The organism is Cupriavidus sp. U2, from assembly GCF_009663685.2.
Taxonomy (GTDB): Bacteria; Pseudomonadota; Gammaproteobacteria; order Burkholderiales; family Burkholderiaceae; genus Cupriavidus; species Cupriavidus necator_C.
This window is the reverse complement of sequence record NZ_RCOG02000025.1, coordinates 15,624-27,659: the sequence shown is the minus strand read 5'-3', so window position 1 is coordinate 27,659 and position 12,036 is coordinate 15,624. Positions and strand designations below refer to the sequence as shown.

Here is a 12,036-nt window from a genome sequence, read left to right as displayed (position 1 = left end):
TGAGAGTTATAGCGGGCACGTTGCTGCGCCCTTCTTGTGTCGTTAGTCCGGCTTCACACCAAGCTTCGTGACGATCCCGGTCCAAGTCGTGACTTCCCGAGAAATCAACTCGCCGAATTGCTGCGGCGTACCTCCTGCGGGCGCTGCACCATCCGTGGAGAACTTCGTCGCCGTCTCAGGCATGGCGAGAATACGGTTCACCTCTGTATTCAATCGTTTCACCACGTCCGCCGGCATGCCTTTCGGTCCGATCAGACCGTACCAGAGCGTTACGTCGTAGTTCGGCAGCCCGCTTTCCGCGACCGTCGGGACCTCAGGGAGCGCCTTCAGCCGCTGTTTAGATGTCACAGCATAGGCTCGCAACTGTCCAGATTTGATGAGGGGTAGCGCGCTGGCGCTTGCTGCAAAGTAGATGTCGACTTGCTTTGCGAGGACGTCGTTAAGCGCTGCGCCGCCGCCCTTGTATGGTACGTGTCGAAGCGGCACCTTTCCATCTGCTCCAAAGCGCTCACCCGCTAGGTGGATTACGCTCCCCGAACCCGACGAGGCAAACGTCAAACCACCAGGCTTAGTCTTGGACAGCGCCAGCACCTCCGCCACGCTATGCGCCGGTAGGTCGGGGTTCGACACAAGAATCAGTGGCCCGGCCGAGACTTGCGAAATTGGCGTAATGTCACGAACCGGATCAAACTTCAGCTTGTAGAGGCTAGGATTTACCGTGTAGCTCGACGAGATAAGCGTCACTGTGTAACCGTCAGGCTGAGCCGCAAGACCGGCGTTAACGCCAATCTGCCCGCCTGCGCCAGGCCGATTCTCAACGATGACCGGCTGGCCCATTGCCCGTGACAGCTTGTCGGCGACGTACCGTCCCACGATGTCGGCACCCCCGCCCGGCACATAAGTGACAATCATCCGAATTGGCTTAGTCGGATACCCTGCTGCAAGCAGAGAAGTTGGAGCAAGGGCAAGAGTCGCGAGAATGGTCGCGACAAGGCCGCGGCAACGGGCCATGAGGCAGTCTCCTGAGTGGTTATTGTGAAGTGTTTCGCGTGGATGATGCCGGAAAGAGATCGCAAAGACCAATACCGTTGGGGAAACACTATGATTCCACTTTGCTAATTCACCGTGGCGTCGTGGTTGCCCAACTTAGTCCCGAGCACCCCAAAAAAGAAGGCGAACCGCCATCGCTGTTTGCCTCTTCCTGACTAAGACCGGCTAACAAAACCATGTCATCGCCACATGGCGGTTGAGCGTTGCCATGTGTCATGGCACGAAAGAAGATCAATAACGAGTTGTGGAAGGCATTGCAGCCGCTGCTGCCGATGGTGGAACCCTCTCCCAAAGGTGGCCGCCCCAGAGTGGACGACCGGGCAGCGCTGAACGGCATCCTGTTCGTATTGCAGACCGGCATCCCATGGGAGGACTTGCCGCAGGAACTGGGCTTCGGTAGCGGCATGACCTGCTGGCGTCGCCTCCGCGACTGGCAGGCCAGCGGCATATGGGAGCGCCTGCACCTGGCCCTGCTGACACGCTTGCGTGAGCATGACCAGATCGATTGGACTCGGGCGAGCATCGATGGCTCAGCGGTGGCCAGCCCCCCGGGGGGCCAGCAGACTGGCCCTAACCCCACGGATCGCGGCAAACTTGGCAGCAAACGACATCTCGTCGTAGACCGACGCGGTGTCCCGTTGGCGATGGCGGTGACGGGGGCGAACCGGCACGACTCCATTGTGTTCGAAGACTTGGTCGATGCAATACCCGCGGTGCCTGGTCTGTCTGGCCGACCTCGGAGCCGCCCCGAGAAGCTCCACGCCGACAAGGGGTACGACTTCGCACGCTGCCGTCGCCATCTGCACAAGCGAGGCATCATCCCTCGCATCGCCCGCCGCGGCATCGAGACGAATGACCGTCTTGGCAAGCATCGCTGGGTTGTGGAGCGCACGCATGCTTGGCTCGCAGGCTTCGGCAAGCTGCGCATTCGCTTCGAACGTCGCCTCGATATCCATCTCGGCCTGCTCAAACTCGCTTGCGCCATCATCTGCTCACGATTCGTTGAGGAGTTTTGTTAGCCGGTCTAAGCCACAAGCCCGTTAAAATTTGTGCCGCAGTCCCATTACTGCGCCAAACTGATTTTTCCCCGGGACAACACTAGTGGGCGCTCCCGAGCGGGAGTTGTATCCCACCAAGCCAAGTTGCGAGCCGTTCTTGTTTCGGGTGAATCCCATATTGAGGTACGCATCCGTGCGCTTCGAAAAGGCGTAGTCGGCTGACGCGACAAACATCACCGGGTCGGCTCCGGAATGCCGGTCATCGGTGTAGTAGACGGCTCCGCTGAGCGTCACAGGACCTGTCGGCGAATACCGAACGCCCGCCCAATATAGATTTGAGCGTGCGGGTGCCGTCGAACTGACGTTGCCGTTCAGCCAGCGGTACCCAGCGAATGCTTTGATGCTCCCGAAATCGTAGGTCGCACCCGTCAGGACGCGTCGGTCGGTCTGATCTGCCGTGCCGACAGTTGTCCCTTGCGACTGGTCGTACACGACACCAACAGACAGGTTGCCCGTATCATATGTCAGCGCGCCACTCATTTCACGATCCACTTTCGGGTTGCCCGGAATCTCACCGGCGCCAGTCCGCGCAAAGCTGTAGAACGCCGAAGCCGTGACCCCGCCAAACTTGACCCGATACTTGATGGCGTTGTCTGCACGGCCTGCGATGGCATCGTCATTGCGGTACAACGAATACCTGGGCGCAAACGCCATCGGATCAAGTTGCAGACCAACATCGTAGACGAGGGTCGCTTGCCGACCGAGGGTAACCGTCCCTAAATCCTTGCTTGCGAGACCCACGAGAGCAACGCGGTCGAAAAGCTTGCCATTTGCTCCGTTCTGATTACCCGTATCGAGCGAGATACCAGACTCTAATTCGAACAGCGCCTTCAGGCCGGCGCCCAAATCCTCGGCTCCGCGCATGCCCCAACGGGAGGTAGACATATTCCCCGAACTCACTCGCACAGCATTGGAGCCGCTGGACGACGCGGATGGAACGTGCGTAGCGAACTCAACACCGACATCGGCGACACCATACAAAGTGACATTGCTTTGCGCCGACGCCACGCTAGCAAACGATGCAAGCGCGACGCCTGCAGATACAGCTACTTTCCTCATTCTGTCCTCTCCTCTTCCTCTGTGAAAAACTCGTGCTGGCCGCCTTCAGGCGGCGATCTGCCAAGCGACGCGGTATGACTCGGCGTGCTTCACAACACCCTGTCGTGCTCATTCGGGGAAAATTCTTTGCGAGACGGCTGCCGACCTTGAGGGAGGCCGATTGTCTGTGCTGTCTAGATATCCAGCGTGCAAACTGCGCTCTGCTTGTGGACAGCGCGCAGTTATGAGCGGATGAGGGCGTCTAGGCTTCTGCGGTCAGCAGCGACAGGCCCAGTCCGGCGCGGCGCCACAGCCACGGGCTCGGACGGTAACGCATGTCGCCGGTCAGGCGGTTCATGTTGCGCAGCACTTCCAGGATCACAGCGGCGCCGATCGTGTCGCCCAGCGCCAGCGGACCCTTCGGATACCCCAGGCCGAGGTTCACGGCCAGGTCGATATCGGTCGGCGTGGCGATGCGCTGCTGCGCGATGTCGCTGGCGATGTTCACGATGCAGCCGATGATGCGCTGGGCGATGAAGCCTGCCGAATCGCGGATCACGGTCACGGGCACGCCATCGCTGGCGAACAGGCCGTGGGCGGCGTCGCGGGCCGCGGCGCTGGTGGCCGGCGTGGTCATCAGCGTGCGGCGCTTGGTGGCTTCAAAGGGCAGCAGCGTGTCGATGGCCACCACGCGCGTGGCGTCCAGGCCTTCTTCCAGCGCGGCGGTGGTGGCGTCCAGGCCCAGCGGCGTGACCACGATCAGCGCATCGGCGGAAGGCTGGTTGCCCGCTTCGACGGTCACGCCGAGTGCGGTCATCAGCTTCACGGTCATGGCATGGCCGCGTTCGTTGGCGCGGCTTACCCACACGCTGGCCGGGCGCGCATCGGGCACCGGCCTTGCGGCGGGCACCTGCTTCTGGCCTTCCGGGTACGCATAGAAGCCGGCGCCGGTCTTGCGGCCCAGCAGGCCACCCACCGAGCGCAGTGCCGTGATCGGCGACGGGCGATAGCGCGGCTCCTGGTAGAACTGGTTGTAGATCGACTCCATCACCGGATGCGACACGTCGAGCCCGGTCAGGTCCATCAGCTCGAACGGGCCCATGCGGAAACCAGCCTGCTCGCGCATGATGTTGTCGATGTCGACGAACTCGGCCACGCCTTCCTGCGCGGCCTTCAGGCCCTCGATGTTCATGCCGCGGCCGGCATGGTTCACGATGAAGCCCGGCATGTCCTTGCAGCGCACCGGCGTATGGCCCATGCGGCGCGACAGCTCCATCAGGCGGTCGCCCACGGCGGGATCGCCCGACAGGCCATCGATCACTTCCACGACCTTCATCAGCGGCACCGGGTTGAAGAAGTGGTAGCCGACCACACGGCCCGGCTTCTTCGCGCCCACGGCGATGGCCGTGATCGACAGCGACGAGGTGTTCGACGCGATCACCGCATCGTCACGCAGGATGGCTTCGAGCTTGGCCACCAGCTCGCGCTTGACGTCCAGGCGTTCGACGATGGCTTCCACCACCATGTCGCAGCCGGCCAGGTCTTCCAGCGCGCTGGCGGCCTTCACGCGGGCCAGCGCGGCGTCGCTGTCGGCGGCGCTGATCTTGCCCTTGTCGGCCAGCTTGGCAAAGGTATCCTGCAGGTACTGGCGCGCGGCGGCCACGGCCTGGGCGTTGGTATCGAACAGGTGTACGGTCAGGCCTGCCTGCGCGGCGATCTGGGCGATGCCGCGGCCCATGGCGCCAGTGCCAACGATGCCGATCACGGCGATCTTCTTTCGCATTCTATGTCCCCTCGTCTGGCTAATAGCCAAGGCCTTTTCCTGCCAGCACACGTCAAGGTTGAACCGCAGGCAGACTGTCGAGGAGACTACACGCTTTGAATTACCGCCACAGCCGTCGATTTCCATGGAATGGAACGGTCGAATATGAGGCCGTTATGAAGGACGGACGGACGGATAAAAGCGGCCAAGTATCCCTTCCGGGTTGCAGCCAATTGGACCTGGCGCCCACCAGCCGGAGGTGGCCGAGTCTGGCCAGGAACAGCCATTGGCGAACCGCTTCATCTACGCCACCGTCAGAGGCGCCAATGAAGGTTGCGGGACGCAATGCGATAAACGATCATCAAATGCCGCCAGAGCCGACGGCTGTATCTGCACGAGGGCGACGTGCTGCGCGCCGATTTCGCCATCTATTCGCACACCTTCGGCAAGCACCACGAGCGCGTGCACCGTCGGGATGCAGCCAAGAGACCGGCCGGCCGTCACGCACATGGGCATGATCGTCAGCAGGGCTTGTTTCATCGTGACCGGGATTCACAAAGAGCACTAGTGCGCGAGCTGCGCGAGGATCCCCGTCGAAGGGATGCGGGCCGCTCTCGAGGTGGGGTTGGTATTGGCGTCGACGGCCCCGCACTGTCCGATCGACGGCAATCGACTCGCCGTCGATGGCGGTGTAATGCGTGGGGCCGAAGGTCGTACCGGCAATTCTAGCGGGCGGGTACTCCAGCCTCGTGGAATGGCCAGGCAGGCATGGCCGGATAGGCGTAGCAAGGCACGGGCTGAAGCGCGCGTTTCGCAGTTTGCTCTGGCTCATACACAGCTGACTGATGTCTGCCGCCTCAGACCGGTCAAGATCCACCTTTCGAAATACATGGCTCGATTGCGCGCAATCTGTCCCTAGGGTCCGAGAAAACTTCGGCCGGCCATGAGCACGTACGCGTGCGGATGCCAGATCACGACGCGGCGGCAACAGGCAGTCGGAACGGCGCACCCAGTCGGTTGAACGCATTCATTGCCGCGATGGTGATCGTGAGGTCGACGAGGTCTTTGGGCGTAAACGCGGCGGAGGCAGCGGCATACGCTTCATCTGAGGCATGCGTTTCGCTGACGCGGGTCACTTCCTCCGCCCAGGCCAGCGCTGCGCGTTCCCGATCTGAAAAAAGGTGGTGCACCTCGTTCCACACCGGCACCAGCGTGATCTTGTCGACCGACATGGTCTTTCTGAGATCGCGGCTATGCATGTCAATGCAATGCGCGCATCCGTTGATCTGGGAGACGCGGAGGAACACGAGGTGGACAAGCTCCTCGGGGAGATCCGTCTTCTTCGTGACATAGTGGTGGATACCAAAAAACGCCTTCGCGCCGTCAGGCGCGATCTCTTGCCAGTTCAAGCGGGTCATCTCGGTCCTTTTCTGTTGATGATGGGGTCTAGCGTCGCGGTCCCCTCGCCCGAGCCGCCTATCGACTTGGGCCGCGATTCATGTCATAACGCAAAGTTACTCCGCTAGGCATTGAAGATACAGGCCCAAAAAGTGGAGAAACGACTGGCCCAAAATGAATCACCCGAATTCGCCCGCCGTGCTGTCCATTCTGGTGGACCGCGCCACCGCCGTGCCGATCGGCGACCAGATCCATGCAAGCCTGCGACTGGCAATCGTCGACGGCCGGCTGGCACCCGGACAGCGTTTGCCGTCTGGCCGGGATCTCGCGACCCAGCTTGGCGTCGCGCGGGGCACCATCCGCGCGGTCTACGATCGGTTGATTGCCGAGAACCTGGTGCTCGGCGCTGGCTCTGCAGGCACCCGAGTATGCGCTCGGTTGCTGGCCGGGCGAGCAGACGAGAAACCGCCACTCGACGGGCCGTTGGCAGGGTTCACACGCCCATATTCGAGCGCTCCGCTGCCATTCCAGATGGGTGTACCCGCCGATGACGCGTTTCCCGCCAAACTCTGGGCCCGCATGCGCAAGCGCGCCGTACGCACCGATGCCATCGCTTTCACGACCTACGCCGACCCGCGCGGCGAGCCCGAGCTACGCGTCCAGATTGCCAGCTATCTGGCCGTCAGCCGGCACGTGCATTGCCATCCCGATCAGATCATCGTCACCAGCGGATACCGGCAGGGCTTGATGCTTGCGCTGACGGCACTGCACGCGCACGGACACAAGGCATGGATAGAGGAGCCAGGTTACCCGCTGGGAAGGCGCGCGCTGGAACTGATGGGAGCCGAAGTTGAACCCGTCCCCGTCGATGCCGAGGGACTGCGCGTGGAAGATGGCATCGCCAGCGCGCCAGACGCCCTGCTGGCGCTGGTTTCACCGGGCCAGCACGCACCGCTTGGCGTGACAATGTCGCCAGCACGAAGACACGCCTTGCTCGACTGGGCGACGACAAAGAATGCCTGGATCATCGAAGACGACTATCTGGGAGAGCTACAGCTCGAAGGCCGCGCGGCGCCGGCCCTTGCGGCAGGTAAAGGCGCGGAGCGCGTGATTCACATCGGCACGTTCAGCAAGACGATCAGCCCGGCGCTGGGTCTCGGTTTCATCGTCGCGCCACACTCGGTGGCAGAGCGTTTGGTCGAGATATCTGCCGTGTCGGCGCCGGCTCCGAACCGGACCACTCAGTTGGCAGTCACGGAGTTTCTGGAGGATGGACACTTTCTGCGGCACCTGCGCCGGATGAAGGCGCTCTATGCCAAGCGCCGCAGTTTTGCGCTAACCCATCTCAACGCTTTCCTGCCTGGCACGCTGACCGCGGGCCTTGGTCTGATCGCACCGCTCCCACCGACCGCCGACGATAGCGCCGTTGTCGGCATTGCCCGTTCACGCGGCCTCGCGCCTTCTGCCCTCTCCGCCTGGTACCTTCGCCGCAGTCACGCGCAACAAGGCCTGCTACTCAGCACGACGAACCTGCGCCCGGACAATATCAATGCCGCTTGCGAGACGCTCGCGAAAATCGTCGCGCCTCTCTGAGCCGTGACCACATTCATCGTAAAGTACCAGTCGCGGGACGTACCGGTACTACGTTCGTTGGCGTGGCGTCTGACCGTCCGCTTCCCAGAAATGCTGCCGACCGATTCGTGTCGGCCAAAGACGTCCATAGTTTCGCAGCAAGCGCAAAAACAGCTCGCGAGCAGATTGCGCCTGCTACCGTCAATCCTTCCCCCGCTCATCCTTACTTGACATTTGTCGGAGCTCGTCGGCCAGTTGGCTGGTCGTCAAACTTGGCGCCGCTTCGCCCCAAGGATCAGGATGGTATAAGCACGCCGTATCGAACGGGAACAGATCTCTAATAGGCAGTGGGTACTGGAACGCAGGGACGGGCTCCAACTCGGCGGCAGGCGTTATACGGAACACCTCCACCAGGCGAAACCTACTGTCGTTGTCCCGTCCGACGACGTAGTAAAGTCGACGTCCCTTCCACTGCAACGACGAGGCAACATAAGGACCGCGGATCCCAGGAATACGGGACAGTCGCTCTGTATAGCGCCTGGCCTCGTCAAGGTGGATCAAGCGTTCCAGTATGGAATCTTCAACTGTGGAATTCGACATGTTACGGGCTGCACGGTTGACCGCCCCTTCATTTGGGCCGGTCAGGATGTTGCATTATGAAACATCGAACCTAGGTCGCAGACATGATACATCGCGTTTTTCCCCTTGAGATCCATTCCGAAACACTGAACTCAATGCGACTTTAGCCGAATGCCGGCATTGGCACCAGAGAACTAGCGAAGCCGAAGCGCCGGCGCGCAAGTGATGCGGCTTCCGAAGAACCGAGGTTTACTGGGGCAGGGATCCGAGGAACCTCTTCGGTCGAACATTTTTTTCATCACGAACGCAAAGATATTCATATCATGTCGTGATAGCCAACGAGCAAGCAAGCTATCCGCGTGGCCCGGCCCGATCCTAGCAATCTCGCTCCCCAATTGCTCTTGCTTGGTCACACCGGGTTCATTGTCTTGACAGTTCGCACCGTCGTTCCTTTAATTAGTTACGCAACACCGGGTTCGTGTCCGGCAGGCCAGTTCATAAGCCGAGGGGGAATATGGATTTAGGCAGCGTTGACGATCCGCACCGCAAGAAGGAAGAAACGCGCAGCTTTCTGTTTCTGACTGCCGTGATGGTGCCGGTACTGTCCGTCATCATCGTGGCCGGCTATGGCTTCATTGTCTGGATGAGCCAGCTGATCAGCGGACCGCCCAAGCATTGACCGGCAGTGCGTTCGTAGAATAGGCGCGGATTGGCCCAACGGCCAATTGCCAAAAGAAGAAAAACCTGCAAAAGCAGTTTTGTCAGGGGATCACGCATGCCTGAAAGACCTTCTATCCCGATTCACCCCGTTGCCTCGGATGACGAATGGCATATCGCCGGCATCATGGTGTTTGCCCATCCCATCAGCCTGGCGCACGTGCGCCGCGCGATCGACGCCATGACTGGCGCCGAGATCCATGCGGCCAGCGACATGGGCAAGCTCGTGGTCACCGTGGAAGCTCCCACTTCGCATGCGATCGTGGCGCAGCTCACCTGCCTGCACCAGATGGAAGGCGTGATCTCCGCCACGCTCGTCTACCAGCACAACGAAGACGCCGCAGCCATGTACGAGGAGCTTTCAGATGTCAGTCACGCGCCGTGATTTCATCAAGCAGACCGCCATCGCCGCAACCGCGTCGGTGGCCGGTATCCCGTTGCCTGGGGAAGCCGCCAACTTCGTCACGGACAGCGAAGTCACCAAGCTGAAGTGGTCGAAGGCCCCCTGCCGCTTCTGCGGCACCGGCTGCGGTGTCACCGTGGCGGTGCGCGACAACAAGGTGGTGGCCACCCAGGGCGATCCGCAGTGCGAGGTCAACAAGGGTCTGAACTGCGTCAAGGGCTACTTCCTGTCGAAGATCATGTACGGGCAGGACCGGCTCACGAAGCCGCTGCTGCGCATGAAGAACGGCAAGTACGACAAGAATGGCGAATTCGCGCCGGTCAGCTGGGACCGTGCTTTCGACGAGATGGAGCAGCAGTTCAAGCGCGTGCTCAAGGAAAAGGGTCCCACTGCCGTAGGCATGTTCGGCTCGGGCCAATGGACGGTCTGGGAAGGCTACGCCGCATCCAAGCTCATGAAGGCCGGCTTCCGCACCAACAACATCGACCCGAATGCGCGCCACTGCATGGCGTCGGCGGTCACCGGCTTCATACGCACCTTCGGCATGGACGAGCCGATGGGCTGCTATGACGACTTCGAGAACGCGGATGCCTTCGTGCTCTGGGGCTCGAACATGGCCGAGATGCACCCGATCCTGTGGACGCGCATCACGGACCGCCGGCTGAGCCATCCCAAGACGCGCGTGGCGGTGCTGTCGACCTTCACGCACCGGTCGTTCGACCTGGCCGACCTGCCGATCATCTTCACGCCGCAGACCGACTTGGCGATGCTCAACTACGTCGCCAACCACATCATCCAGACCAACCGCGTCAACAAGGACTTCGTCAACAAGTACACGGTCTTCAAGGAAGGCGTGACCGACATCGGCTACGGCCTGCGGCCGGACAATCCGCTGCAGAAGGCCGCCAAGAACGCCGGCAACCCCACCGACGCCAAGCCGATCACGTTCGACGAGTTCGCCAGGTTCGTCTCGAAGTACGACGCCAACTACGTCAGCAAGCTGTCCGGTGTGCCGAAGGACAAGCTGCAGCAGCTGGCCGAGCTCTACGCCGACCCCAACGTCAAGATCATGTCGTTGTGGACTATGGGCTTCAACCAGCACACGCGCGGCACGTGGGTCAACAACATGGTCTATAACGTCCATCTGCTGACCGGCAAGATCGCCACGCCCGGCAACAGCCCGTTCTCGCTGACCGGGCAGCCTTCCGCCTGTGGCACCGCGCGCGAGGTGGGCACGTTCTCGCACCGGCTGCCGGCGGACATGGTGGTGACCAACCCCAAGCACCGCGAGGAAGCCGAGCGCATCTGGAAGCTGCCGGCCGGCACGATTCCCGACAAGGTGGGCTACCACGCCGTGCTGCAGAACCGCATGCTCAAGGACGGCAAGCTCAACGCGTACTGGGTGCAGGTCAACAACAACATGCAGGCCGCCGCCAACATGATGCAGGAGGGCCTGCCAGGCTACCGCAACCCCGACAACTTCATCGTGGTGTCGGACGTCTACCCCACCGTGACCGCGCTGTCGGCCGACCTGATCCTGCCCAGCGCGATGTGGGTGGAAAAGGAAGGCGCCTACGGCAACGCCGAGCGCCGCACGCAGTTCTGGCACCAGCTGGTCGATGCGCCGGGCGACGCCCGCTCCGACCTCTGGCAGCTGATGGAGTTCTCCAAGCGATTCAAGGTGGAGGATGTCTGGCCGGCGGACCTGATCGCCAAGAAGCCCGAGGTGCGCGGCAAGACGCTGTTCGACGTGCTCTACCGCAACGGCAATGTCGACAAGTTCCCGATCAAGGAGGTCAATGGCGAGTACCAAAACGCCGAAGCCAAGGCGTTCGGGTTCTACGTCCAGAAGGGCCTGTTCGAGGAGTATGCAAGCTTTGGGCGCGGCCACGGCCATGACCTGGCACCGTTCGATACCTACCACGAGGTGCGCGGCCTGCGCTGGCCCGTGGTCAACGGCAAGGAAACCCGCTGGCGCTACCGCGAAGGCAGCGATCCCTACGTGAAGGCCGGCGCCGGCTTCCAGTTCTATGGCAACCCGGACGGCAAGGCGGTGATCTTTGCCCTGCCCTACGAGCCGCCCGCCGAGTCGCCCGACAAGGAATATCCGTTCTGGCTGGCCACCGGGCGCGTGCTGGAGCACTGGCACTCGGGATCGATGACGCGACGCGTGCCGGAGTTGTACAAGGCGTTCCCCAACGCGGTCTGCTTCATGCATCCCGAGGACGCCCGCGCGATGGGCCTGCGGCGCGGCGTGGAGGTGGAAGTGGTGTCGCGGCGCGGACGCATGCGCACCCGCATCGAAACGCGCGGGCGCGATACGCCGCCGCGCGGCCTGGTGTTCGTGCCGTGGTTCGACGCCAGCCAGCTGATCAACAAGGTGACGCTCGATGCCACCTGCCCGATCTCGCTGCAGACCGACTTCAAGAAGTGCGCGGTCAAGATCGTGAAGGTATAAG

General features: G+C 61.8%; 10 protein-coding genes. 5 read left to right on the top strand and 5 right to left on the bottom strand.

Annotated features, from left to right (window positions below; translation table 11 throughout):
- Positions 1 to 42 precede the first annotated feature (42 nt).
- A complete protein-coding gene (locus D9X30_RS18360) occupies positions 43 to 1,011 on the bottom strand; it encodes a Bug family tripartite tricarboxylate transporter substrate binding protein (RefSeq protein WP_092603510.1) in 969 nt (322 codons plus the stop codon).
- A gap of 254 nt (positions 1,012 to 1,265) precedes the next feature.
- On the opposite strand from D9X30_RS18360, the gene D9X30_RS18355 reads away from it, so the two are divergent.
- Positions 1,266 to 2,069, top strand: a complete 804-nt coding sequence (locus D9X30_RS18355) for an IS5 family transposase (protein ID WP_153950120.1) — start codon at positions 1,266 to 1,268, stop codon at positions 2,067 to 2,069.
- A gap of 21 nt (positions 2,070 to 2,090) precedes the next feature.
- Here the strand turns inward: D9X30_RS18355 and D9X30_RS18350 are convergent, their stop codons facing one another.
- The 4 genes from D9X30_RS18350 to D9X30_RS18335 all read right to left on the bottom strand — a co-directional run bounded on the left by D9X30_RS18350 (position 2,091) and on the right by D9X30_RS18335 (position 6,326).
- Entirely contained in the window at positions 2,091 to 3,167 is a 1,077-nt protein-coding gene (locus D9X30_RS18350) for a porin (RefSeq protein ID WP_029051642.1), read from the bottom strand.
- Between the two features lie 241 nt (positions 3,168 to 3,408).
- Positions 3,409 to 4,929 carry a 3-hydroxyacyl-CoA dehydrogenase gene (locus D9X30_RS18345; protein WP_029051643.1) on the bottom strand — a complete coding sequence of 507 codons (1,521 nt, stop codon included), beginning with the start codon at positions 4,927 to 4,929 and terminating at the stop codon, positions 3,409 to 3,411.
- A 282-nt stretch (positions 4,930 to 5,211) separates the two neighbouring features.
- The gene (locus D9X30_RS18340) at positions 5,212 to 5,448 is read right to left on the bottom strand and encodes a hypothetical protein (RefSeq protein ID WP_029051644.1); all 237 of its coding nucleotides are present in this window, start codon (positions 5,446 to 5,448) and stop codon (positions 5,212 to 5,214) included.
- 431 nt (positions 5,449 to 5,879) lie between these two features.
- Positions 5,880 to 6,326, bottom strand: a complete 447-nt coding sequence (locus D9X30_RS18335; protein WP_092603753.1) for a carboxymuconolactone decarboxylase family protein — start codon at positions 6,324 to 6,326, stop codon at positions 5,880 to 5,882.
- 154 nt (positions 6,327 to 6,480) lie between these two features.
- Between D9X30_RS18335 and pdxR the strand changes: the two genes are divergently transcribed.
- The 4 genes from pdxR (at position 6,481) to napA (ending at position 12,035) form a co-directional block, all read left to right on the top strand.
- Positions 6,481 to 7,899, top strand: coding sequence for a MocR-like pyridoxine biosynthesis transcription factor PdxR (pdxR, locus tag D9X30_RS18330; protein WP_049816011.1), 1,419 nt, complete (start codon positions 6,481 to 6,483; stop codon positions 7,897 to 7,899).
- A 1,072-nt stretch (positions 7,900 to 8,971) separates the two neighbouring features.
- A complete protein-coding gene (gene napE / locus D9X30_RS18325; protein WP_029051717.1) occupies positions 8,972 to 9,136 on the top strand; it encodes a periplasmic nitrate reductase, NapE protein in 165 nt (54 codons plus the stop codon).
- Between the two features lie 96 nt (positions 9,137 to 9,232).
- Complete coding sequence (locus D9X30_RS18320) at positions 9,233 to 9,559, top strand: chaperone NapD (protein WP_092603755.1); 327 nt, start codon at positions 9,233 to 9,235, stop codon at positions 9,557 to 9,559.
- A complete protein-coding gene (gene napA, locus D9X30_RS18315; RefSeq protein WP_029051391.1) occupies positions 9,540 to 12,035 on the top strand; it encodes a periplasmic nitrate reductase subunit alpha in 2,496 nt (831 codons plus the stop codon). Before D9X30_RS18320 ends, napA begins: the two co-directional genes overlap by 20 nt.
- Position 12,036 lies beyond the last annotated feature (1 nt).